Genomic DNA, 24,079 nt, shown 5'->3' with positions numbered 1-24,079 from the left:
TTCGTGGTGACACCCTAGCCCGACAATATTCCCCCCCGGGGAAATTTGGACTTTGGGGCCGGGGTGTAAAAACCCTGACCGCGGCCGCCCGGCGGGCCAAACCCCGGCCGCGCTTTGTCTGTCCGGACAGCTTTACAGCCTGACGGAGAATTGTTATAATATTGCAGCAAGAGGTACTTTTGCCGGCTGATATACTGTAAAGCGATTTTCCTTTATGGAAAAAATAGGCGGGGGAGAAACGGGAGCGTCCTGCCGGCAAGGCGTTTTATAAATAGGAAAGTAATATTGCTTTACAGATAAGACGGCCTGATGGGGCACAGAGAAAGAAGGAATGATGCCATGAGTTTACTGCGGGATACGTTGGCGGGCATCGTCCCCGCCGACCGGGCGGCGGCAGAGGCATGCCGCCGGCGGTGGGACGCCATCGCCAAGCCGCTTCACAGCCTGGGCCTGCTGGAGGACGCGGTGGTCCGGGTGGCCGCCATGATGGGCAGCCCTGACGTGGACCTGTCCCGTCGGGCCATCGTGGTCATGTGCGCCGACCACGGTGTGGTGGCTGAGGGCGTGACCCAGACCGGTCAGGAGGTCACCGCCATCGTCACTGAAAATATGTCCAAAGGGGCGTCCAGCGTGTGCTGCATGGCACGCCAGGCCCATGCTGAGGTGGTGCCGGTGGACATCGGTGTGGCCCGCCCTGTGGCGGGAGCGCATATCCTCCAGCACAACCTGATGCGGGGGACCAGGAACATGACCAAAGGGCCCGCCATGGACCGGGAGGTCTGTGTCAGGGCCATTGAGACCGGCATACAGGTGGCAAAGGAGCTGTGCGGCCGGGGGATGACCCTGCTGGGGACCGGTGAGATGGGCATTGGCAACACCACGGCCTCTTCCGCCGTGGCGGCGGTGCTGCTGGGCACGGAGCCCGGAACCGTTACCGGCCGGGGGGCGGGGCTCTCATCCCGGGGACTGGACCGGAAGGTGGAGGCCATCCGCCGGGCCATTGCGGTGAACCGGCCTGACCCGGCCGATCCTGTTGATGTGCTCTCCAAGGTAGGGGGACTGGACCTGGCCGGCCTTACCGGCGTGTTCCTGGGAGGTGCGGCCTGCCGTACCCCGGTGCTGGTGGACGGATTCATTTCAGCCGCCGCCGCACTGTGCGCGGTGCGGCTGTGCCCGGCGGCGGGGGACTACCTGTTGGCCAGCCACGTCTCTGCCGAGCCTGCGGGGGAGCGGATGCTGCGGGAGCTGGGCCTTGTCCCCCTCCTGCGGGCCAATATGTGCCTGGGAGAGGGGACCGGCACGGCGGCGGTGATGCCCCTGCTGGACATGGCGCTGGCCGTCTACGGCCAGATGGCCACCTTTGATGAGATTGAGGTGGAAGCTTACCAGCCGCTGACATGATACGGAATTTCTGTCCCGCCGGCGGGAGCGCTGGCCACGGAGGAAGCGAGATGAAAAAAGCCCTTTTGGCGGTGTCTTTCGGCACCAGCCGCCCTGATACGCTGGAGAAGAGCATCGCTCCCGTTGAAGCGGCCCTGGCCCAGGCCCTGCCGGAGCGGCAGGTGTTCCGGGCCTTCACCAGCGGTGTCATCCGGCGCAGACTGGAACAGCGGGACGGCGTATATATCGACAGCCTTTCCGGAGTGCTGGAGCGTCTGGACGAGGCTGGATACGACGACGTGCTGGTCCAGCCCGTCTGTATTCTGAACGGCGGTGAGTATGACGGGATCGCTGCCGGGACGATGCCGTGGGCCGGCCGGTTTTGCCGTTTTGCACTGGGCAGGCCCCTGCTCGCCTCGGCGGAGGACTGCCGTGCCGCGGCCGGGGCGGTGGTCCGGGAGCTGGAGGCCCCGGCGGAGGATGAGGCGCTGGTCTTTATGGGCCACGGCTCAGAGCGTTTTGCCAGCCCGGCCTACGCCTTCACAGAGCGCGCCCTGCACGACCTGGGTTGGGAGCGGGCTTTTCTGGGCGCGATGGAGGGCCGTCCCACCCTGGATGAGGTGATGGACTGTCTGCGGGCACATCCCCGGATACGCCGGGTGCGGCTGCAGCCTTTTATGGTGACGGCGGGCAGACACGCCGAAAAAGAGATGGCCGGTGAGGGGGACTCCTGGCGTACCCGCCTGACCGGCGCGGGCTATCAGGTGGAGTGCGTGTTCCGGGGATTGGGGGAGTATCCTGCCTTCCGGGCGCTTTTCGCCGGACATGCCCGGGCGGCGGAGCGGAGTTGAGAAAAAAGCGGTCAAAGCACCGCGGTCGTGTTATACTGGTATCAGTATTATACTGTAACACAACGGCGGACAAGACCGCCGCAAGAGAGACGAGGAGGAGACGGTATGGAGCTCTATGTCTGCGGCGTCAGCGACCGCCGGGCCCCCATCGCCCTGCGGGAGAAGCTCTCCTTTACCCGGAGCCGGGTGGCCGAGCTGGATGCCCGGATCAGCCGGACGCCGGGGGTCCTGGGCTGCGCCCTGCTGTCCACCTGCAACCGTACCGAGCTCTACTGCTCCTGCGAGGAGGGGACTGTCCCGGACGGACCGGGCCTGCTGTGCCGGGCGGCGGGGGCTGATCCGGCCCTCTTTGAGGGGGCCTTCTGCAGTGAGCGGGGAGAGGATGCGGCCCGCCACCTGATGGAAGTGGCCGCCGGGCTCCGTTCCCGCATCTGGGGGGAGGACCAGATCCTCTCCCAGGTGCGGGAGGCACTGGTGCTGGCCCGCTCCGCCGGGGCCGCCGACCCGGTGCTGGAGACCTGGTTCCGCATCGCCGTGTCGGCGGGCAAGGAGCTCAGGACCAAAGTGCGCTTCTCCGGGGTGTCCCCTTCGGCGGCGGCCCGGGCGGTAGAAGTACTGGGCAGGGACGCCGGGGGACTGGAGGGCCGCCGGGCCCTGGTCATCGGAAACGGCGAGATGGGCCGCCTCTCAGCCCGGCTTTTGCGGGAGGCGGGCTGTGCCGTGACGGTGACTCTGCGCAGCTACCGCCACGGGGAGACCGTGGTGCCCGCCGGGTGTGCGGTGGCCCCCTATGAGGACCGCTACGCCGCCATGGAGGGCATGGACCTGCTGCTGTCGGCCACCACCAGCCCACACTATACCGTCACCCGGCGGGAGTTCCGGGCGGTGGCGCGGCCGCCCCGCTGGCTGGCCGACCTGTCCATCCCCCGGGACGTGGACCCGGAGGTGGGGGAGCTGCCCGGCGTGACGCTCTACAACATCGATACGCTGGGGAGCGGTGTGGAGCACACGCTGCCCCCGGAGGGGGAGCATATCCTGGCAGGCGCCATGGAGCAATTCCGCCAGTGGGCGGGCTACCGGGCCAGCCTGCCCGCCATCGAGGAGCTGAAGGACGCGGTGGCGGAGCGGGTGCTGGCTGCCGGAGTGGAGGGCCTGACGGCGGAGGAGAGCGCCGAGCTGGCGGCACGGCGGACGGTGGAACTGCTGACCGGCAGCCTGAAGAGCCGTCTGACGCCCGAGGACCTGAAGCGCTGTGCCGGGAAGATACGGGCCCATACCCGAGCATAAAAGGAGGCAATCATGGAGGGAAATGGTTTTCATTTTCCACTGTTCGTCGACCTGAACGGGGCCGATGTGGCCGTCATAGGCGGCGGAGCGGTGGCGGCCCGCCGTGCCGCCGTGCTGCTGCGCTTCGGCGCCCGGGTGCGGGTGGTGGCGCCGGAGCTCTGTCCCGGCTTTCCGGAGGGCGTGGAACACGTGTGCTGCCGCTACCGGCAGTGTGACCTTGGGGATGCGGTGCTGGCCGTGGCCGCCACCGACGACCGGGAGGTGAACCGCCGGGTGGGGGAGGACGCAAGGGCGCGCCACATCCCTGTCAGCGTGGCCGACTGCCCGGAGGAGTGCACCTTCTATTTCCCGGCGGTGTGCGAGGGGAAGAATGTGGCGGCGGGCGTGGTCTCCCGGGGCAGCGACCACCGGGCCACGGCCAGAGCCGCCGAGAAAATACGCCGTGTACTGGAGGAGCTGGAATGAGTGTCATCCGTGTGGGCAGCCGGGAGAGCCGGCTGGCCGTCATCCAGGCCCGTCAGGTGATGGAGGCCATCCGGGCGGCACAGCCCGGTATCGAACTGGAGCTGGTGACCATGAAGACCACCGGCGATCAAATTCTGGACCGCACCCTGGACCAGGTGGGGGGCAAGGGCCTTTTCGTCAAGGAGCTGGACGCCGCCCTGCTGGAGGGACGGGTGGACCTGACCGTTCACAGCCTGAAGGACCTGCCCATGGAGACCCACCCCGGTCTGCCGGTGGCGGCCTATTCCCGCCGGGCCGACCCCCGGGACGCCTTGGTGCTGCCGGAGGGGACCGATACCCTGGATCTGAGCCGGCCGGTGGGCTGCGCCAGCCAGCGGCGAAAGCTCCAGCTGGAGCGGCTTTTCCCGGGCGTCCGGGTGGAGCCGGTGCGGGGCAATGTGCTCACCCGGCTGCGCAAGCTGGACGGCGGGGAATACGGGGCCCTGGTGCTGGCCGCCGCCGGGCTGGAACGGCTGGGCCTCACCGGGCGCGTCAGCCGGTATTTTTCCACAGACGAGATGATCCCGGCGGCGGGTCAGGGCATCCTGGCCGTGCAGGTGCGGGCCGGGAGCGGCTGGCCCTGGCTCTCCGCCCTCAACGATCCGGAGGCCGAGGCATGCGCAAAGGCGGAGCGTGCCTTCGTGCGGGAGCTGGACGGAGGCTGCTCCTCCCCGGCGGCGGCCTATGCCGCCGTAGCGGAAGGAACCATCACCCTGCGGGGCATGACCGCCGGGGGACGAACAGGAGAAGGGACCGCCCCGCTGGAGGAGGCGGAGGTCTTGGGCTGCACCTTGGCCCGGAAGCTGAGAGAGGAGGAGCGCCATGGCGGGTAAAGTGACCCTGGTGGGGGCGGGGCCCGGCGATCCGGGGCTGATGACCATCAAGGGGCGGGAAGCCCTGGCCGGAGCCCAGGTGGTGGTGTACGACCGGCTGGTGAGCCCGGCTATCCTGGCCCTCATCCCGGAAGGGGCGGAGCGCATCGATGTGGGCAAGCACGCCGGCCGTCACCCTGTGCCTCAGGAGGAGATCAGCCATATCCTTCTGGAACGGGGACTGGCGGGGAAAAACGTGGTGCGCCTCAAGGGGGGCGATCCCTTCCTCTTCGGCCGGGGCGGGGAAGAGCTGGAACTGCTGGCCCGGCACGGCGTGGCCTTTGAAGTGGTGCCCGGCGTGACCTCCGCCATTGCCGCTCCCGCTTACGGGGGCATCCCGGTGACCCACCGGGACTTCTGCTCTTCGCTGCACATCATCACCGGCCACCGCCGGGCGGGACAGCCTTTGGATATGGATTTTGACGCCCTGTGCCGTACCGGGGGTACGCTGGTGTTCCTGATGGGCGTGTCTGCCCTGGGGGAGATCTGCGCCGGGCTGCGGGCGGCCGGCATGGACCCGGCCACCCCCGCCGCGGTGGTGGAGCGGGGGACCACCCCCCGGCAGCGGCGGATCTCCTCCGACCTGGCCCATCTGCCTGAGCGGGCGGCGGAGGAAAAGCTGGAGAGTCCCGCCGTCATCCTCGTGGGGGGCGTGTGTGCCCTGGCGGAGGAGCTGGACTGGTACGACGCTCTGCCCCTCAAGGGCGTGCCTATCGTGGTCACCCGGCCCAAAGACCGCTCTGGCGCCCTCTCGTCCCGCCTGCGGGCGCTGGGGGCCGACGTAAGAGAGATCCCCTGCATCGAGACGGTGGATTGTGATGACCTGGGCCCCCTGCAGGCGGCGCTGGAGGCCTGCTCCTATGACTGGGCGGCCTTTACCAGCCCGGCGGGGGTCCACGCCGCCGTCCGGGCGCTGAAAAGACTGGGCCGGGACCTGCGGGCCCTGTACAGTATGAAGCTGGCGGCCATCGGTCCGGGCACCGCCGCCACTCTGGACGGATACGGCCTCTCTGCCGACCTGGTGCCGGAGGTGTACGACGGCGCCCACCTGGCCCGCGCACTGCTGGAGGCGCTGCCGCCCGGCGGGGCGGCGCTGCTGCTCCGGGCCCGGCAGGGCGGCCGGGAACTGCCCGAAACGCTGAAGGCCGCCGGGATGATCGTGGCTGACGTGCCGCTGTACGACACGGTGTGCCGCTGTGACGGCGGGGAAGAGCTGCGGGAACTGCTGGAGCGGGAGAAGCGGGTGTGGGTGACCTTCACCAGCGCTTCCACCGTCCGGGGCTTTGCGGCCGCGGCAGGGGAGGGTGCCGACCTGTCCCGCGTCGTGGGATTGTGCATCGGGGCGCAGACAGCGGCCGAGGCCGGGCGGTACGGCATTCCGGTGCAGGTGGCCCGGGAGGCCACCGTCGATGCCCTGGTCGAACTGGCCTGCACGGCGGCGGGGAAAGGCTGACGGCGCGCCCGCCATACCGTCCCCGCGCCTTTGGGAAGAAACGAAAAACAAAAGGAGGCCATTTCCATGGACCTGACCATCCGGCCCCGCCGCCTGCGGGGCAATGACAATATCCGCCGCCTATGCCGGGAGACCCGCATGTCCCCGGACAGCCTGATCTATCCCATCTTTGTGGACGAGACCCTTCGGGGAAAGCGGCCCATCGAGTCCCTGGCGGGGCAGTACCACTACGGGCTGGACTGCGTGACCCAGGCGGCGCAGGAGTGTCTGGACCACGGGGTGGGCCGGTGCATCCTCTTCGGCCTGCCGGAGCGCAAGGACGCCCTGGGCTCTTCGGCCTGGGACGAGCACGGTGTGGTGCAGGAGGCCATCCGGGCCATCAAGGCGGCATACCCCGACTTCTACGTCATCACCGACGTATGCATGTGCGAGTACACCGACCACGGCCACTGCGGGGCCCTCTGCGGCCATGAGGTGGACAACGACGCCACCCTGGAGCTGCTGGCCAAAACCGCCCTTTCCCACGCCCGGGCGGGGGCCGACATGGTGGCGCCCTCCGACATGATGGACGGCCGGGTGGCGGCCATCCGGGCGGCGCTGGATGACGGCGGCTATACCGGCGTACCCATCCTGTCCTACTCTGCCAAGTACGCCTCGGCGTTCTACGGCCCCTTCCGGGCGGCGGCGGGCTCGGCCCCCGCATTCGGGGACCGGCGGGGCTACCAGATGGACCCCCACAACCGGAAGGAGGCCCGGAAGGAGTGCGCCCTGGACGTGGAGGAGGGAGCCGATATCCTGATGGTCAAGCCCGCCATGCCCTATCTGGACGTGCTGCGGGAGTGCGCCGATGCCTTTGACCTGCCCATGTGCGCCTATCAGGTGTCCGGCGAGTACGCCATGATCAAGGCGGCGGCCGCCGCCGGGCTCATCGACGAGCACCGGGTCATGTGCGAGAGCGCGGTGTCCATCTTCCGGGCAGGCGCGGATATGCTCATTACCTATTATGCCAAAGAGCTGGCCGACGCCATGGGGAAGGGAGAGATCGGCTGATGACCTCGGAGGAGCTCTTTGAACAGGCTGTAAAGGTGATGCCGGGCGGCGTCAATTCCCCGGTGCGGGCCTTCCGTGCGGTGAACCTGTCCCCGCGGTTCATCGCACGGGCCGACGGGGCCCATCTTTGGGATGTGGACGGCCGGGCGTATCTGGACTATGTGTGCTCCTGGGGCCCCATGATCCTGGGCCACAACCACCCGGCCATCCGGGAGGCGGTGGAGCGGGCGGTAAAGGACGGCCTGAGCTTCGGTGCTCCCACACAGCGGGAGGTGGAGATCGCCCAGCTCATGGTGGAGCTGGTGCCGGGCATCGAGATGGTCCGTATGGTCAACTCGGGCACCGAGGCGGTCATGTCGGCCATCCGGCTGGCCCGGGGGGCCACCGGACGGGACAAGATCATCAAGTTCGAGGGCTGCTACCATGGCCACAGCGACTGCCTGCTGGTCAATGCCGGCTCCTCCGCCCTGGCGGGGGGCTGCCCCAGCTCGGCAGGGGTACCGGAGGACATCGTGAAGCACACCCTCACCGCCCAGTTCAACGACCTTAACAGCGTGGAGCGCCTGCTGGAGGCCAATCCCGGTCAGGTGGCCTGCGTCATCGTGGAGCCGGTGGCTGCCAACATGGGCGTGGTGGGGCCGGAGCCGGCCTTTCTGCCCGGATTGCGGGCGCTGTGCGACAAATACGGGGCCCTGCTGGTCTTTGACGAGGTCATCACCGGCTTCCGCCTGGGGCTGGGAGGCGCGCAGGCATATTTCGGCGTCCGGGCCGACATCGTCACCTTCGGCAAGATCATCGGCGGCGGCATGCCGGTGGGGGCCTACTGCGCCAGCCGTGCCCTGATGGAGGAGGTGGCCCCCTGCGGACCGGTCTATCAGGCGGGCACCCTCAGCGGCAACCCGGTGGCCATGGCCGCCGGCCTGGCCCAGCTGCGCTACCTGAAGGACCACCCGGAGGTCTACGATCACATCAACGGCCTGGCTTCCCGCCTGGCGGAGGGCCTGCGGGCCATCGCCGCCCGGACCGGCGTGGACGCGGCAGTGAACCAGGTGGGCAGCCTGCTGGCCCCCTTCTTCACACCAGACGCCGTCACTGCCTTTGTGGACGCCAAAGGCAGCGACGTGGGGAAGTACGCCCGGTACTTCGCCGGTATGCTGGAGCGGGGGATCTATCTGGCTCCGGCCCAGTTCGAGGCCATGTTCCTCTCGGCAGCCCATACCGAAGCCGATGTGGAGCGCACCCTTGCCGCCGCCGAAGAGGTGTTCCGGACGCTGTAGCGGGAGAGCGTTGCAAAAAAGCGCCCCGGGGACGCAAACTCAGTCCCCGGGGCGTTGATCGTTATTTGGAAAAAGCGGCCCGGAGCCGGGCGTCCAGCCCCTGCTCCCGGATGAAGCGCCGGGCGGCGGGGGGCACCAGATGCTCCCAGGGCAGTCCCTGGGCCATGAGCCGGCGGACCTCAGTCCCACTGGTGAGCCGCTGACTGTCATCCCGCACCCACATGACTTCGGTACGGAAGCCCAGGTCCGACAGGACCTGGCGCTTGTGCTCCCCCCACTGGTCGTAGATGGTCACATAGCATACGGCATCCCTGGGCACAAAATTGAGGATGCGCTCGGGATGTTCGATGGGGAAGGGGACGATATCAAAGCTCTCCCGGGGCAGGCCGGCCTCGGTCAGGCTGTCCCGCAGCATCACCATCCGCTCGTAAAAGGTGAAGGGATTGGAAGACTGCTTTACCCGTGCCATGCCCTGGAGCTCGGCCGGAGCCTCCTCCCAGGGGGCGGAATTGGTCACGCCCACGATCAGGTGCCCGCACCGTTCGGCACCCGCCAGCAAGTATTCCATATGGCCCAGATGGAGCCCCTGAAAGCGCCCGGTAATGATCCCCAGCTTGTCCCTCATAACTCTGCCGCGTCCTCTCTGATAAGATCCGTAACTTTTATCTTACTCAATTCGACAGAAAAAGGGAAGGGGAAAATAAGTATATAGAAAAAGCAAATAAAAATACACATGAAAGAGCGGAAGTGGGCGGTTGACATTTGATTCTTATAAAGATATAATGACTTGTGCTTTTGAAAAAAAGCGACTCCGTCTTAGTGGATGTGAGGGAAGAGGCGAATTCAAACGCCGCGGGGCATGCTCCGCGGCGTTTGACGTTCCGGGGGAAATAGGGTACAATACGGACAGGGGACCGGAGTCTGACCGTCGGAGTCCTTTCCGGCAAAAGTGCTCCGATTTCCGCAAGCACACCGAGGGAGGCTGTCCGCCGTGTGGAATCAGATCTTCAATCCCCAGAACGGGTTCTTTCAGACCATAGACCTGCTGTTCAATCTGTTCATGCTCAGCCTGATCTGGGCGGTGCTGTGCATCCCGGTTTTCACCATCGGGCCGGCCACTGCCGCACTGTACTACGTGCTGGTCAAGTGTATCCGCCGGAAAGAGCCTTACCCGTTCAAGAATTTTCTGGAGAGCTTCCGGGCCAATTTCAAGGTGGGGGCGCTGGCCAGTCTCGTCTGTGCCCTGGTGGCGTCGGCAGCCTGGGAGGGGGTACAGGTGCTCTGGCAGGCAGCCTGTACCGGCAGTACCGCCGGGCGGCTGATGCTGGTGATCTATGGAGTGGTGGTACTGCTGCTGCTGGGGACGCTGGGCTACCTGTTCCCGCTGCTGTCTCGGTTTTCCTTTGGGACGAAGCGGCTTTTCCTGACGGCATTCCAGCTGGCGCTGCGCCATCTGCCTGTGACCATGCTGCTGGCGGTCATTCTGGCGGCGTCCATTTTTGTGTCGGCGGTATTCCTGTTTCCCGTCCTGTTCATGCCGGCCCTGACGGGACTGGTGTGCTCCCTGCCGCTGGAGCGGGTGTTCCGGCGCTATACCCCTCCCGAGGGCGGGATGGAAGAAGGAGAGGACAGGCCCTGGTATCTGCGCTGAGGGGCGCCGAAGTAACGGATCAAAAAAACGAGGCACGGTCCCATCCGGGACCGTGCCTCGCGGCGTTTTGGGGCGTATCGCTTAGAACTCGGGCAGGGAAGCGGCGGCCACGGACTGGCCCACGCGGCGGGACTTCTCGTCGGGCAGGGTGGGGTTGATCTTGGCGGCCACATCGGGATACTCCTCGGCCAGGACCCGCTTGGCCTCGGCCAGGATGATGTCGCCGCCCTTGCCGGACATGACGCGGCCCAGCAGCAGAATGTGCTTGAAGCCGTAGAAATGATAGTACAGGCGCAGGGCGTGGCCCAGATAGACGCCGATGGAGCGGTAGATAGCGGCGGCGCGGTCGTCGTCCTGGGCCATCAGGCCCTGGACCACCTTCAGCTTCTCGGCGGGGGAGAGGGACTCATCCAGCTCGATGCCGGCGGCGGGGGCCAGCTTGATGACGGAGTCCTGGGAGAAATACTTCACGCCGCAGCCGATATCGCCGGACCACTCGTCCCGCATGGCGGTGGGGGCGGCGTCCACAGGTACGAAGGCCAGCTCGTTGAGCCAGCCGGTGATGCGGCCCTCGCTGTCCACATAGCCAACGGCCTCGCTGGTGCCCATGGCGATGCCCAGCACGTTGTTCTCGCCCAGGTTCATGGCGCCGGCCAGAGCGGACACGTCGCCGTCGTTGCACACGGCGTAGGGCACGTTGCCGAAGGTATCGGTGATGGCGCGGATGTAGATGTCCTTGACCTTGGCGTCAAAGAGATCCTTGGGCACCTTCAGGAACAGGGAGGCGTTCATGGTGCGGTTGTTGATGTACACGCCGGCGGAGGACACGCCCACCGCGTCCACCCGGGGCATATGGGCGGCGGCGGACTTGAGGGCAGCCACGATGCCGTCGTAGTGGTAATCGGGATCGGAGTTGGTCTTGGGGAACCAGACCACCTCTTCGGAGAACACGGGCTCACCGTCGATGACGGCGGACACCTTGCGGTCGCTTCCGCCGGCGTCAAAGCCGATGCGGCAGCCCTCCAGATGGCGGCCGATGGCCTTGGGGTCGCCCTTCTCCGCGGGAACGGCGTCGCAGGATACGATCTCGAAGGGATGCTCGAACACGTTGGCCATGTAGTCCCAGTCAAATTCCTGCTGGCCGCCGGCACAGTAGAGCTTCCGCATATCGTCACAGATGGCGTCATCGCCGCTGATGTAGACCTTGAAGCCGCCATACAGCCACAGCATGGTCTTGATGATGCGCTCCACATAGTAGCGGTCGGCCTCGGCCATGTCAGGCGTGCCGTGGATCTTGGTGTGGTAGACGGCGACCTGGCCGCCGGCACGCTCCACCGCGATGTCCAGGGGCTTTTCCGCGTCCTTCAGGAAGGACTGGTAAAAGGGAAAGAGCGGGATGTAGTTGGGGTCCAGCTCCGGGAGATTTTGCACAGAAACCTCGATACCAAGATGTTTCATTGGAATCCTCCTCCTTGTTCAGGTCACAGACTGGATTTTTGATCTCCTGATCAAATTTGTCCACTTATAGGCTATCAGTTTTTTTCAATCTGTCAAGAGATTTTTGGGAAAAAGTAAAAAATAATTTCAAAAAATCTATTGACTGAAACTTACTTCCAAAGGTATGATAGAGACGGTACGGAAAGCCCGTATCGTCAGACGACCGGTTTACCATTTTACATCATGCGTATAAAAGGAAGGCGGAATGAAAATGGATACTGCAATGAGAGCGCGCCTGCAGGCTCACAAGGACTGGATCAGCGAGGAGCTGGACATCTGCATCAATTTCTGGCTGAAGAACGGCATGGATCATGAGCACGGCGGCGTGTACACCTGTCTGGACCGGAAGGGCGAGATCTACTCCACCGACAAGAGCGTGTGGATGCAGGGCCGCTGCGGCTGGATCTTCTCCTACCTGTGCCACCTCTACGGTGTGAAGGAGGAGTGGCTGGCCGCTTCCAAGAGCTGCATCGATTTCCTGGAGGCCCACTGCATCAACCACAGCGCCGGCGGCCGGATGTACTTCACCGTGACGGAGGACGGCCAGCCCCTGCGCCAGCGCCGCTACTGCTTCTCCGAGGCGTTCTACGCCCTGGCCAACGCCGAGTACTACGGCGTTACCGGTGAGAAGGAGAACCTGGAGCGGGCCCGCCGGGCTTACGACCTGTACTGGGACCTGAACCACGGCATGGCCGATCCCACCGGTCTGGGCCCCAAGACCATCCCCGAGACCCGTACCGGCCGGGCCTTTGGCATCCCCATGATCATCCTCAACGTCACCGGCGTGATGCTGCGTGTGGATCCCGAGCGCAAGGCTCTCTATGAGGAGCGGGCCAACCAGTGTGTGGACGAGATCTTCCGCTATCATGTGCACCCTGAGCTCAAGTGTGTGCTGGAGAATGTGGCCGAGGACGGCACCGCCCGCCTGAACTACACCGAGGGCCGCATCGTGAACCCGGGCCACGACATCGAGGGCGTCTGGTTCCTGTTGGAGCATGCCCAGCGTACCGGCGACAAGGAGCTGGTGAAGAAGGCCGCCCAGATCTTCGACTGGGCCATCGAGGCCGGTTGGGACAAGGAGTACGGAGGACTGCTCTACTTTACCGACTGCCTGGGCAAGCCCCCCGAGGCCTACGAGCACGACATGAAGCTGTGGTGGCCTCATGACGAGATCCTCATCGCCTCCCTGATGCTCTTCCGGGATACCGGAGACGAGAAGTATCTGGACTGGTTTGAGAAGACTCTGGACTACTGCAAGGTCCACTTCTCCGACCGGGAGTACGGCGAGTGGTACGGCTATCTCCGCCGGGACGGCCTGCCCACCATGCCTTCCACCAAGGGCAGCACCTTCAAGGGCCCCTTCCATCTGCCCCGGATGCTCTCCATGGTGGACCAGATGCTGGGCCAGATGCTGGCGGAATAAAAAGACGGAACAGGAGCGGGAAGGAAGTGATCATCCGGCATGTCGCAGGGCAATGTGTTCGCGCGTCTGGACAATGAATACTATCAGCTGACCGGCGCGGAAAAGAAAGTGGCCGACTATGTGGTCGGCCATGAGAAGCAGACACAGTTCATGTCCATCTCCGAGCTGGCAGAGGAATGCGGTGTGGCGGAGGCCACGATCTCCCGCTTCTGCCGGCGTATGGGCTACAAAGGGTACAGCGCCTTCAAGCTGGCGGTGGCCAACTCCACCGCCGGATCGGGCCCGGGCGAGCCCGACCGGGAGGGAGAGGCTCCGCATGGGGAGGATGGACCCTATCAGACGCTCTATGACGCGGATATAGCCGCCATTGCCCAGACCAGGAAGCTGATCCGGCCTAAGACCATGGCCCGGGCGGCCAAGCTGCTCCATGGATCCGGCAAGGTACTGTGCATGGGGCAGGGCGGCTCCATGATCATGGCCCAGGAGGCGGCTCATCTCTTTTCGAACACTTGTCCAAACTTTTTCCCGGTTTCCGATGCCCATATGCAGGCCATTGCCACCGCGCAGCTTACCGAGCGGGACGCCATACTCTATTTCTCCTACTCCGGAGCCACCCGGGACGTGGTGGAAACGCTGAAGCGGGCAAAGGAACGGGGGGCCGGCGTGGTGCTGGTGACCCGCTTTCCCAAATCTCCCGCTGCGGTCTACGCGGATATTGTGCTCCAGTGCGGCTCCAAAGAGGGACCGCTCCAATTGGGAACGGTGGCGGCCCGCATGGCGCAGCTCTTCCTGCTGGATGCGCTGAACCAGGAACTGTGCCTGCTGCAGGGGGACAAGGTACAGAAGATTCAGGAACGGATCGCGCTGGCGCTTTCCGACAAGCATCTGTGATTTTTTTGGAATGGAGCGGAGACAGCCTGAGAGGATCGGTCGAAGAATGAAAATAAATTGCAATTTGACAAAATGAGAAAAATTTTTTCATTCAGGCTATTGACAAATACTGTTTCTGCTTGTACAATCTTCACAACGGGTATTTCCGCCCGAAAGCGAAAATTATCAAAAATGAGGAGGAAACGAGCATATGAAGAAATGGAACAGAATCCTTTCCCTTGCCCTGGCCGCCGGTATGACCCTCAGCCTGGCCGCCTGCGGCGGCGGCACCGCCACCGAGAGCAAGGCCCCCGAGACCGGCGCCCCCGCCGCCAGCACTCCCGCCGGCGCCGAAGACGTCACCATCGAGCTGTGGACTTACCCGGTCGGCAGCTGGGGCGGCGAGAACGCCAAGGCCGAAGAGGTCGTCGCCAAGTTCAACGAGGTCTATCCCAACATCAAGGTGAACGTGGAGTACCTGGACTATCAGAACGGTGATACCGCCGTGACTGCCGCCATCCAGGGCGGCTCCGCTCCCGACATCATTCTGGAAGGTCCTGAGCGCCTGGTCACCAACTGGGGCGCCAATAACCTGATGGTGGACCTGTCCGACCTGTGGGCCGAGTCCGGGGACGACATCAAGGCCAACAGCGAGGCTGTTGCCGCGGCCTGCCAGTTGGACGGCAAGTACTATGAGTACCCCCTGTGCATGACCACCCACTGCATGGCCATCAACTATGAGGTCTTTGATCAGGCCGGCGCTCTGCAGTACATCGACGAGGAGACCCGCACCTGGACCACCGATAACTTCGTGAAGGCCATGGAGGCTGTCCGTGATTCCGGTCTGGTTGCTGTGCCCGGCATCGTCTACTGCGGCGGCCAGGGCGGCGACCAGGGCACCCGCGCTCTCGTCACCAACCTGTATTCCGGCACCTACACCAACGCTGACCACACCGCTTACACCGTCAACTCCACCGAGAACGTGAGGGCCCTGGAGCTCATCAAGAGCATGGTGGATTCCGGCGCCCTGAACGCCAACGCCAGCTTCGTGGCTTCTGACGAGCTGCAGGCCTTCTCCAACGGCACCGCTGCTGTGACCTTCTGCTGGAACGCCTCCAACAAGGCGCAGTACGCCAGCCAGGTCCAGTTCACTCCCTTTGCCATGGCTTTCCCCTCTGACGACGGCAAGCCTGAGCTGTGCGGCGGTATCTGGGGCTTCGGCGTGTTCGACAACGGCGACCAGGCCAAGATCGACGCCGCCAAGACCTTCATCAAGTGGGTCTGCGACGATGAGACCCAGGGCGTCGAGAGCGTCCGCCTGACCGGCTTCTTCCCCGTGCGCGCTTCTCAGGGCAATGTCTACGCCGGCACCGAGCAGGAGGCCAATGCCACTGAGTTCCTGACCCTGATGCCCTACCTGGGCGATTACTATAACGTCACTCCCGGCTGGACCGAGCAGCGCACCAACTGGTGGAATATGCTCCAGAAGATCCTGATCTCCGGCGAGGACATCCAGGCCAAGGCTGACGAGTTCGTCACCGCCAGCAACGCCAACATCGGTTAAGCATAGCAACTTCAAACGCCATATGTAAGTTTGACTGTGCCCACTCCCTGCATGAGAGGGGGCGGGCACAGTCCTTTTTTAGCAGGCATGGGAGAGCAAATTCGTAGAAGAGGGGGAGAAACATATGGAGCAAAATGCCGCTGTCAACGCACAACGGAAGCCGCGTAAAGAAAAACGTTCCCAATTTTCCGGCATGAGCAAGGCTCTGGTCCGGCGCGAGACCATTTCAGCTTATCTGTTTCTGCTTCCCAGCCTGTTCTTCTTTGTGGGATTCGTTGTATTCCCCATGATTATCTGTGTGGTGTACAGCTTCCTGCACATGGGCCTGAACAGCTCCGCCACCACTTTCGCCGGTTTCGCCAACTATATCCGTATGTTCCAGGATCCTGTCTTTATCAAGGGCTTCTGGAACACTGTACTTATCGTGGTGGTGGCCGTGCCTACGGTCACTGCGTTCTCCCTGTGGGTCAGTTCCGCCATCTATCAGATGAACGCCCTGACCCGGTCCTTCTTCCGCTGTGTGTTCTACCTGCCTGTGGTCACCGGTACTGTGGCAGTCACCGTGGTGTGGAAGTGGATGTTCAATCCCTATAACGGCCTGCTCAACCAGATCTTTGATTCCGTGGGCTTTGATTGGCTGGGCAACGAAAAGACCGCCATCTGGTGTATCATTATGATCCTCTTCACCACCTCCATCGGACAGCCCATCGTGCTGTATGTGGCAGCCCTGGGCAATGTGGACCAGTCTCTCATTGAGGCGGCCCAGGTGGACGGCGCCACCAAGCTCCAGGTTTTCTGGAAGATCAAGTGGCCCCAGATCATGCCCACCACCCTGTATATCCTGATCATCACCACCATCAACTCGTTCCAGTGCTTCGCGCTGATCCAGCTGCTGACCTCCGGCGGCCCCAACGGCAGCACCAGCACCATCATGTACTACATCTTCGATACGGTCTATCGCTATCAGGATTTCGGCTACGCCAACGCGATGGGCGTGGTCCTGGCCTTGATCATTGCGGTGTTCTCCGCCATCCAGTTCAAGGTCACGAAGAGTGATAATTAAGGAGGTGCAGGTTATGAATAACGCGAAAAGTAAGCTTTCCGGCACTTCCACCGGCTACAGGGTGGCCACCTTTTTCATCCTTTTGGTGCTGGCCATTCTCTTCCTCTTCCCGCTGTACTGGATCATCACCGGTTCCTTTAAGGACGCCATCACCATCAACGCCCGCACGCCCCAGTGGTTCCCCCTGAAGCCGACGCTGCAGAACTATGTTAAGCTCTTCAAGCAGCCCGCCTTCAAGTGGTTGTTCAACACCGTGTTCATGGCTGTGGGATCCATGATCCTGACCTGCCTGACCGCCTCGCTGGCCGGCTATGCCCTGGCCAAGAAGCGCTTCTACGGCCGCGGCGTTCTCTTTACCCTCATCGTGTGCGCCATGGCCCTGCCCAAGCAGGTCATCGTCATCCCCCTGCTGCAGGAGATGAACTTCCTGCATCTGGCCAACAACCTGTGGGCCGTTATCCTGCCTACTGTGGGCTGGCCCTTCGGTGTGTTCCTGATGAAGCAGTTCTCTGAGACCATCCCCACCGAGATCCTGGAGGCCGCCCGGGTGGACGGCTCCGGTGAGCTGCGTACCTTCTTCAGCATCGTGTTCCCCATGATCAAGCCCGGCGTCGGCGCGCTGGCTATTTTCACCTTCGTCAACTCCTGGAATGACTATTTCCTCCAGTTGATCATGCTGACCAAGCGCGAGGTGTGGACCATTTCTCTGGGTATCGCGCGCCTTCAGGGCGAGATGTCCAGCGATTTCGGCCTTATCATGGCCGGCGCCACACTGGCCGCCATCCCCATCGTGACCGTGTTCATTGTGTTCCAGAAATACTTTACCCAGGGCATCGCCATGGGCGCCGTCAAGGGTTAAGAACCGTCGCCGTCAGGCGGAAGCCTGACAAAGGTCCGGGCATGCGTTCCACGGATGGTCCGGAGCAGAGAGTAACTGTCAAAAGTGCCAGCCGGGACCTGGGGGAGGAGAGAAGTCTTCCTCCGCCGGGCCCGGCAGGCCCATATTGATCTGAAAACAGAAAATGGAGTGATTTGAGATGAGCGATCTGAAAAAATTCCAGGGTGTTATTCCCGCCTTCTACGCCTGCTATGACGAGCAGGGCAACATCTCTCCGGAGGGCACCCGGGCTCTGGTCCGCCACCTGGCTGACAAGGGCGTCCGCGGCCTGTATGTGGGCGGCTCTTCCGGCGAGTGCATCTATCAGAGCAAGGAAGAGCGCAAGGTCGTACTGGAGAATGTGATGGCCGAGGCCAAGGGCCGCGATCTGACCATCATTGCCCACGTGGCCTGCAACAACACCAGGGACAGCCAGGAACTGGCCGCCCACGCCGAGAGCCTGGGTGTGGATGCCATCGCCTCCATTCCTCCCATCTATTTCCACCTGCCCCCCTACAGCATCGCCCAGTACTGGAACGACATCTCCGCTGCCGCCCCCAACACCGACTTTATCATCTACAACATTCCTCAGCTGGCCGGCGTGGCTCTGACCATTCCTCTGCTCCAGGAGATGCTGAAGAATCCCCGCGTCATCGGCGTGAAGAACTCCTCCATGCCCACTCAGGACATCCAGATGTGGAAGGACGAGGGCGGCGAGAACTTCGTGGTCATGAACGGTCCCGATGAGCAGTTCATCTCCGGCCTGGCCATGGGCGCCACCGGCGGCATCGGCGGCACCTATGCCGTTATGCCTGAGCTGTTCCTGAAAGTGTGGGACCTGTTCCATGAGGGAAGGATGGCTGAGGCTGCCAAGATCCAGAATGAGATCTGCCGCATTATCTACAAGCTGTGCTCCGCCCACGGCAACCTGTACGCCGTGATGAAGGAAGTCATCAAGCAGCAGTACGGCCTGGATATGGGCGGTGTCCGCGCTCCCCTGGCCAACCTGACCGAGTCCGACAAGGCCGTGGTGGACGCCTGCTCCAAGCAGATCCGGGACGCCATTGCCAAGTACTGCTGAGATCATATCAGGAGGGAATTCCAATGAGAGTTTATCTGTCGGAAGATTATAAGTCCATGAGCCGCCGCGCGGCCAACATCATTTCCGCCCAGGTCATCACCAAGCCCGACTGTGTGCTGGGCCTGGCTACCGGCGGCACCCCTGTAGGTACCTACCAGCAGCTGGTGGAGTGGTACAAGAAGGGCGATCTGAGCTTTGCCGAGACCAAATCCGTGAATCTGGATGAGTATCTGGGCCTGTCTCCCCGCCATGAGCAGAGCTACCGTTACTTTATGCAGTCCAACCTCTTTGACCACATCGACATCAAGCCGGAGAACACCCACGTGCTCAACGGCCTGGCCAAGAGCCCTGTGGCCGAGTGCGCCGCCTACAACCAGCTCATCCGGGACCTGGGCGGTATCGACCTGCAGCTGCTGGGCATGGGTCACAACGGCCACATCGCCTTTAACGAGCCCGGCGACAATTTTGGCCTGGAGACCCACGTGGTCAATCTGACCGAGAGCACGATCGAGGCCAATAAGCGCTTCTTTGAGCGCCGGGAGGATGTGCCCCGCCAAGCGCTGAGCATGGGCATCAAGAACATCATGAATGCCCGCCGCATCCTGATCGTGGTCAGCGGCGAGGAGAAGGCCGACATCGTGTACCGCGCATTCCGTGGCCCTGTTACCCCCGATGTGCCAGCTTCCGTGCTGCAGCTCCATCCTGATGTGACCCTGGTGGGCGACCGTGCCGCCCTCAGCAAGCTGGTAGAGGCGGGTGAGCCGGTATGCGGCTGACCGGAGCGAAGGTCTATGACGTCCATGACGGCTTTGTCCGGCGGGACGTCTGTATTGAGGGGGAGTTTCTGGCGGGTCTGAGTGCTGACGGCAAGACCGCCGATCTGTCGGGCTGCTACGTGATCCCCGGTCTGACCGACCTGCATTTTCACGGCGCCAAGGGTCACGATTTCAGTGACGGAGACGCCGAGGGCCTGCAGATCATGGCCGACTACGAGCTGTCCCGGGGCGTGACCCAGATCTGCCCCGCCGGCATGACCCTGCTGGAGGAGCAGCTCATCAAAGTCTGCAAAAACGCGGCCAATCACCGCAAGACCAGCAAGAGCGGCGCCATGCTGTGCGGCGTGAACCTGGAGGGCCCGTTCCTGTCCTACGCCAAGAGGGGGGCCCAGAACGGCGACTGGCTCCACGCCCCCGATGTGGAGATGCTCCGCCGGCTGGAGATGGCCTCCGAGGGACTGGTGAAGCTGGTGTCCGTGGCCCCCGAGGAGCCCGGTGCCCTGGACTTTATCCGGGAGGTGGCCGACGAAGTTACCGTCTCGGTGGCCCATACCACCGCCGACTATGACACTGCCATGGCCGCTTATGCTGCCGGCGCGCGTCAGGCCACCCATCTGTTCAACGCCATGCCCGCATTTACCCACCGGGCTCCCGGCGTGGTGGGCGCGGCCTTCGATAACCCGGGCTGCAAGGTGGAGCTCATCTGCGACGGCGTCCACATCCACCCCAGCGTGGTGCGGGCGGTGTTCCAGCTCTTCGGCGCCAAGCGGGTCATCCTGATCAGCGACACCATGCGCGCCGCCGGCATGCCGGACGGAGACTACACCCTGGGTGGCCAGGCCGTCAAAGTAAACGGCAAGTACGCGACCTTGGAGGACGGCACGCTGGCCGGTTCGGTCACCGATCTGATGAACTGCATGCGTACTGCGGTATCCTTCGGCATCCCGCTGGAGGTGGCGGTGCGGGCTGCGGCGGTGAACCCCGCCAAGGCCATCGGCATCTACAGCCGGGTGGGCAGCATCGAGCCCGGCAAGCTGGCCAATCTGGCTGTGCTGGATGAGAATCTGGAGCTTCGGGCGGTCATCTTCCGCGGACAAGTGACCCATGGAACTATTTAAACTGTACAAAAAGACTTGTAATTAAGACGCAGTTCTGGCATAATGGACACAGATTCCCCCCGGCGCGGGGCGCCGATATTCAAGCACCTCCGCCTTACTCCATAACCATAAGGCGGAGGGAGCTGTAAAAAAGGAGGAAATTCCGCTGGGCCGGCGGTGCGGCAGTGTGGAGACCTGTCGTAATGTTCCGGGGGTTTCGCTCTCCCGGAGCAAGGGAGCAGCAGCGGAGGCTCTGCTCTTACGGCTCTATGTACATGGCAACTGTTACTCTGAAGGGCGTCAAGAAGATCTATGACAACAAGGTGACCGCTGTCCACGACTTCAATCTGGAGATCGCGGACAAGGAATTCATCGTTCTGGTCGGTCCCTCCGGCTGCGGCAAGTCCACGACTCTGCGGATGATCGCCGGTCTGGAGGAGATCTCCGAGGGCGACCTGCTCATCGGCGACAAGCGGATGAACGATGTGGAGCCCAAGGACCGGGACATCGCCATGGTCTTCCAGTCCTACGCTCTGTACCCCCACATGACGGTGTACGAGAACATGGCGTTCGCCCTGAAACTGCGCAAGATGCCCAAGGATGAGATCGACAAGCGGGTCCGCGAGGCCGCTGAGATCCTGGACATCACTCAGTATCTGGACCGCAAGCCCAAGGCCCTGTCCGGCGGCCAGCGGCAGCGTGTTGCCATCGGCCGCGCCATCGTGCGCGAGCCCCAGGTGTTCCTGATGGACGAGCCCCTGTCCAACCTGGACGCCAAGCTGCGCAACCAGATGCGCGCCGAGATCATCAAGCTCCGCCAGCGCATCAACACCACCTTCATCTACGTAACTCACGACCAGACCGAGGCTATGACCCTGGGTGACCGCATGGTCATCATGAAGGACGGCTTTATCCAGCAGATCGGCACTCCTCAGGAAGTGTTTGATCATCCCTCCAATATCTTCGTGGCCGGCTTTATCGGAATGCCCCAGATGAACTTCTTTGACGCCAAGCTGGAGAAAACCGGAGACAGCTATGTGGTCAAGTGCCATGGCGCTTCCATTACCCCTGACGCCAAGATCATTGCGGGTCTGAAAGCCGCCAATGTGGACAGCCAGGATATCATTCTGGGTGTTCGTCCTGAGCATATGGCCTTTGCTCCCGGCAAGGCCGCCAATACGGTCAGCGGTCTGGTGGACGTGTCCGAGATGATGGGCAGCGAGGTCCACCTGCACGTTAACGCCGATGGCAAGGACGTGGTCCTCCGCGTGCCCACCGTGGATCTGCCTGAAGAGCACCGCGGCGGCATCCAGTACGGCACCGAGGTCCATTTCACCTTCCGTACGGATCTGCTGCATATGTTTGATCCCCAGACCGAGAAGAATCTGATCCCCTGATCTGCGGGGGAGCAGAAGACAAGATCGGATGCTGAACTTTCCCGCCCGCGGGCCAAGCCCGCGGGCGGGAATTTTTTGAAAGGGGGAGAGAAGTCCCTTTGTGGCGGGAAAGAGAAAATGAGATATTTTTTTGAAAAAAGATGTTGACAGAGCACAACGCCTGTGATAATATATATCTTGCGCTGAGGCGATGAGCAGAAAACTCAAGCCAAGGCCATGGAGACGCGCGAGTGGTGGAATTGGCAGACTCGCTAGATTCAGGTTCTAGTGTGCATTACGCACGTGCGGGTTCAAGTCCCGCCTCGCGCACCAGCCCAGAAAAAGCCCTAAGGCGAAGAAAAGGCCTTAGGGCCTTTTCATACGCCGAACGTGCTTTTTCTTTGCTTCCAACCGCGCTCCGCTCCGCTGGGTTCGCGGTTGGGTGCGAGGTGGGAAGGCAATGCCTCGAACGTGTTCGCTCTTTCCAAAAAAGAAGCACCTGCAAAGCAGGTGCTTCTTTTTTAAGCTTGGGACTGGCGGGTATATGATACGCAGCCAGGCCGGCAGGCACTCTCTTCTGCAGCTCGGGTGAGCGCGATGGTGGCCAGCGTATCGGCCAGCTGTGTGAGAGCGGCAGCCAGATACCCAGCTCCTGGTCGTTCAGATTCTGGGCGATAACAAGGGCCGCAGCGTTGACTGCTACGGGCAGCGCGGCTCCGGATGGGACTGACACAGCGGCACCTCCTGACGGTAGATCGTGATGAGCCATTCTATGAATCACGAAGAAGAAATGCGAGCTGCGGCGGCAGCCAGGGCGAGGCAAAAAGTGCAGATAAAAAATAAGCAAAATTTTCACGAAAACACTTGCAAAGTAAAAGCAGCTATGCTATATTATATAAGCTGCCTGAGTTAAGCAGCAAAAGAGATCCGGGTGTGGCGAAGTTTGGTATCGCGCTTGAATGGGGTTCAAGAGGCCGCTGGTTCAAGTCCAGTCACTCGGACCAAAGGGCACTTGCAGAAATGCAAGTGCTTCTTTTTTATCCGGATATGAAAAGCAGAGAGGGAGACGATGATATGACAAACACAGCAGTGATACGCCGGACAACTGTGTTCCATTCCATTCAGGCCAGGACGGCGGCCGTGCTGGCGGCCATTGCCGCAGCTGTGGCGCTGCCGGAGCTCTTCCATGCGGTGGGGGCCTTGACCGGGGCAGGAACAGCTTTGGGACAGACCTTCCTGCCCATGCACCTTCCCATCCTGCTGGTGGGCCTGTTGGCCGGTCCCGCCGCAGGTGCGGCAGCCGGTTCGTTGGCACCGGCAGTGAGTTTCCTTCTGTCCGGCATGCCGGCTGCGGGCATCCTTCCCTTCATGGCGGTGGAACTGGCGGCCTATGGCCTGGCTGCCGGTCTTCTGGCCTGCCGCCAAATGCCCGTGCTTCTGAAAGTGCTCCTGGCCCAGCTGGCGGGCCGGGTTTGCCGGATGGCAGCGGTCCTGTTTGCAGGCTATGTGCTGGGCATCTGGGGAATGTCGGCTGCATCGGTGTGGACCGCTGCCGCGGCTGGTCTGCCCGGCCTGGTGCTCCAGTGGTGTCTGATCCCCGTTCTGATGCTGGCGGTGGAGCGTCTGGAGCGGCATCATGACTGATCTGGAGCAGGCCAGGCAGCTTCTGAGGGAAGATGGCTATACCTGCGTCCTGTGCGGCGGCGGCATGGTCCATACCAGCCGCCAGACCGGCATCCGGCCCATGGTGGAATTTCTGGCCCGAGGGACCGATCTGCGGGGCTGCTCCGCCGCCGACAAGATCGTGGGCCGGGCGGCAGCCCTGCTGTTCGCGCTGGCTGGTGTGGCAGCGGTTCACGGACAGGTGATGAGCCGGGGTGCGCGGCAGGAATTGGAGGCACGGGGGATTCGGGCGTCATGGGATATCCTGGCCGATGAGATCATCAACCGGGCCGGTACGGGGCGCTGTCCGATGGAACAGGCGGTGGAGGGCATCAGCGATCCGGTCTTGGCGCTGGAGGCTGTCCGGCGGACGCTGGAGGAGCTTAAGCGCGGGGCACAGGCCATATCCGGCTGACAGATCCGAAACACGAAACAGATAAACAGGCAGAAGATATTTGGAGGACCGGA

Annotated in this window: 23 protein-coding genes and 2 tRNA genes; 22 read left to right on the top strand and 3 right to left on the bottom strand. The window is 62.9% G+C overall.

Translation table 11 applies throughout. The features are described 5' to 3' along the window. Positions 1-339 precede the first annotated feature (339 nt). From cobT to hemL, 8 genes are all read left to right on the top strand, one after another. Positions 340-1,401, top strand: coding sequence for a nicotinate-nucleotide--dimethylbenzimidazole phosphoribosyltransferase (gene cobT, locus ACTNBZ_RS05685; RefSeq protein WP_441208702.1), 1,062 nt, complete (start codon positions 340-342; stop codon positions 1,399-1,401). Between the two features lie 50 nt (positions 1,402-1,451). Continuing rightward, on the top strand, positions 1,452-2,231 hold the full coding sequence (locus ACTNBZ_RS05680; RefSeq protein ID WP_441208701.1) for a sirohydrochlorin cobaltochelatase: 780 nt from the start codon (positions 1,452-1,454) through the stop codon (positions 2,229-2,231). Between the two features lie 105 nt (positions 2,232-2,336). After that, a complete protein-coding gene (gene hemA, locus ACTNBZ_RS05675; RefSeq protein ID WP_441208700.1) occupies positions 2,337-3,518 on the top strand; it encodes a glutamyl-tRNA reductase in 1,182 nt (393 codons plus the stop codon). Between the two features lie 12 nt (positions 3,519-3,530). Continuing rightward, positions 3,531-3,983, top strand: a complete 453-nt coding sequence (locus ACTNBZ_RS05670; RefSeq protein WP_441208699.1) for a precorrin-2 dehydrogenase/sirohydrochlorin ferrochelatase family protein — start codon at positions 3,531-3,533, stop codon at positions 3,981-3,983. Continuing rightward, on the top strand, positions 3,980-4,855 hold the full coding sequence (hemC, locus tag ACTNBZ_RS05665; RefSeq protein WP_441208698.1) for a hydroxymethylbilane synthase: 876 nt from the start codon (positions 3,980-3,982) through the stop codon (positions 4,853-4,855). The genes ACTNBZ_RS05670 and hemC overlap by 4 nt, the downstream gene beginning before the upstream one ends. Next, the gene (gene cobA / locus ACTNBZ_RS05660; protein ID WP_441208697.1) at positions 4,845-6,347 is read left to right on the top strand and encodes a uroporphyrinogen-III C-methyltransferase; all 1,503 of its coding nucleotides are present in this window, start codon (positions 4,845-4,847) and stop codon (positions 6,345-6,347) included. Before hemC ends, cobA begins: the two co-directional genes overlap by 11 nt. A gap of 66 nt (positions 6,348-6,413) precedes the next feature. Continuing rightward, entirely contained in the window at positions 6,414-7,397 is a 984-nt protein-coding gene (hemB, locus tag ACTNBZ_RS05655; protein ID WP_441208696.1) for a porphobilinogen synthase, read from the top strand. Next, a complete protein-coding gene (hemL, locus tag ACTNBZ_RS05650) occupies positions 7,394-8,674 on the top strand; it encodes a glutamate-1-semialdehyde 2,1-aminomutase (protein ID WP_441208708.1) in 1,281 nt (426 codons plus the stop codon). The genes hemB and hemL overlap by 4 nt, the downstream gene beginning before the upstream one ends. Positions 8,675-8,735: 61 nt before the next feature. Here the strand turns inward: hemL and ACTNBZ_RS05645 are convergent, their stop codons facing one another. Next, positions 8,736-9,299, bottom strand: a complete 564-nt coding sequence (locus ACTNBZ_RS05645; protein ID WP_441208695.1) for an adenylyltransferase/cytidyltransferase family protein — start codon at positions 9,297-9,299, stop codon at positions 8,736-8,738. 366 nt (positions 9,300-9,665) lie between these two features. On the opposite strand from ACTNBZ_RS05645, the gene ACTNBZ_RS05640 reads away from it, so the two are divergent. After that, positions 9,666-10,325, top strand: coding sequence for a YesL family protein (locus tag ACTNBZ_RS05640; protein WP_441208694.1), 660 nt, complete (start codon positions 9,666-9,668; stop codon positions 10,323-10,325). 81 nt (positions 10,326-10,406) lie between these two features. Here ACTNBZ_RS05640 and ACTNBZ_RS05635 read toward each other — a convergent pair whose 3' ends face one another. Further along, positions 10,407-11,783, bottom strand: a complete 1,377-nt coding sequence (locus tag ACTNBZ_RS05635; RefSeq protein WP_441208693.1) for an ROK family protein — start codon at positions 11,781-11,783, stop codon at positions 10,407-10,409. Between the two features lie 250 nt (positions 11,784-12,033). On the opposite strand from ACTNBZ_RS05635, the gene ACTNBZ_RS05630 reads away from it, so the two are divergent. From ACTNBZ_RS05630 to ACTNBZ_RS05585, 10 genes are all read left to right on the top strand, one after another. Further along, positions 12,034-13,245 (top strand): AGE family epimerase/isomerase, encoded by a 1,212-nt coding sequence (locus tag ACTNBZ_RS05630; protein ID WP_441208692.1) that lies wholly within the window; start codon positions 12,034-12,036, stop codon positions 13,243-13,245. A 39-nt stretch (positions 13,246-13,284) separates the two neighbouring features. Continuing rightward, positions 13,285-14,136, top strand: coding sequence for a MurR/RpiR family transcriptional regulator (locus ACTNBZ_RS05625; protein WP_441208691.1), 852 nt, complete (start codon positions 13,285-13,287; stop codon positions 14,134-14,136). Between the two features lie 190 nt (positions 14,137-14,326). After that, positions 14,327-15,679, top strand: coding sequence for an ABC transporter substrate-binding protein (locus tag ACTNBZ_RS05620; protein ID WP_441208690.1), 1,353 nt, complete (start codon positions 14,327-14,329; stop codon positions 15,677-15,679). A 193-nt stretch (positions 15,680-15,872) separates the two neighbouring features. Next, a complete protein-coding gene (locus tag ACTNBZ_RS05615; RefSeq protein ID WP_441208707.1) occupies positions 15,873-16,742 on the top strand; it encodes a carbohydrate ABC transporter permease in 870 nt (289 codons plus the stop codon). Positions 16,743-16,755: 13 nt separating this feature from the next. Further along, the gene (locus tag ACTNBZ_RS05610; RefSeq protein WP_441208689.1) at positions 16,756-17,601 is read left to right on the top strand and encodes a carbohydrate ABC transporter permease; all 846 of its coding nucleotides are present in this window, start codon (positions 16,756-16,758) and stop codon (positions 17,599-17,601) included. A 178-nt stretch (positions 17,602-17,779) separates the two neighbouring features. Then, positions 17,780-18,700 carry a dihydrodipicolinate synthase family protein gene (locus ACTNBZ_RS05605; RefSeq protein WP_441208688.1) on the top strand — a complete coding sequence of 307 codons (921 nt, stop codon included), beginning with the start codon at positions 17,780-17,782 and terminating at the stop codon, positions 18,698-18,700. A gap of 23 nt (positions 18,701-18,723) precedes the next feature. After that, positions 18,724-19,476, top strand: a complete 753-nt coding sequence (nagB, locus tag ACTNBZ_RS05600; RefSeq protein WP_441208687.1) for a glucosamine-6-phosphate deaminase — start codon at positions 18,724-18,726, stop codon at positions 19,474-19,476. After that, positions 19,467-20,594, top strand: coding sequence for an N-acetylglucosamine-6-phosphate deacetylase (gene nagA, locus ACTNBZ_RS05595; protein ID WP_441208686.1), 1,128 nt, complete (start codon positions 19,467-19,469; stop codon positions 20,592-20,594). Before nagB ends, nagA begins: the two co-directional genes overlap by 10 nt. A gap of 254 nt (positions 20,595-20,848) precedes the next feature. Next, entirely contained in the window at positions 20,849-21,970 is a 1,122-nt protein-coding gene (locus ACTNBZ_RS05590; protein WP_441208685.1) for an ABC transporter ATP-binding protein, read from the top strand. 224 nt (positions 21,971-22,194) lie between these two features. Next, positions 22,195-22,282: transfer RNA gene (locus ACTNBZ_RS05585), tRNA-Leu, on the top strand. Positions 22,283-22,470: 188 nt separating this feature from the next. Here ACTNBZ_RS05585 and ACTNBZ_RS05580 read toward each other — a convergent pair. Beyond that, positions 22,471-22,590 (bottom strand): DUF6774 domain-containing protein, encoded by a 120-nt coding sequence (locus tag ACTNBZ_RS05580; protein WP_441208706.1) that lies wholly within the window; start codon positions 22,588-22,590, stop codon positions 22,471-22,473. Between the two features lie 286 nt (positions 22,591-22,876). Here ACTNBZ_RS05580 and ACTNBZ_RS05575 point away from each other — a divergent pair. The 3 genes from ACTNBZ_RS05575 to ACTNBZ_RS05565 all read left to right on the top strand — a co-directional run bounded on the left by ACTNBZ_RS05575 (position 22,877) and on the right by ACTNBZ_RS05565 (position 24,026). Continuing rightward, positions 22,877-22,953: transfer RNA gene (locus ACTNBZ_RS05575), tRNA-Pro, on the top strand. A gap of 70 nt (positions 22,954-23,023) precedes the next feature. Then, positions 23,024-23,593, top strand: a complete 570-nt coding sequence (locus ACTNBZ_RS05570; RefSeq protein WP_441208684.1) for an ECF transporter S component — start codon at positions 23,024-23,026, stop codon at positions 23,591-23,593. Then, a complete protein-coding gene (locus ACTNBZ_RS05565; RefSeq protein WP_441208683.1) occupies positions 23,586-24,026 on the top strand; it encodes a DUF1893 domain-containing protein in 441 nt (146 codons plus the stop codon). The genes ACTNBZ_RS05570 and ACTNBZ_RS05565 overlap by 8 nt, the downstream gene beginning before the upstream one ends. The last annotated feature ends 53 nt before the right edge of the window (positions 24,027-24,079 follow it).

Origin of the sequence: Pseudoflavonifractor sp. HCP28S3_F10 (genome assembly GCF_052065415.1) — a bacterium.
Taxonomy (GTDB): Bacteria; Bacillota; Clostridia; order Oscillospirales; family Oscillospiraceae; genus Pseudoflavonifractor_A.
Note: the sequence above shows the minus strand (reverse complement) of the source record. Positions and strands in the feature narration are given on the sequence as shown.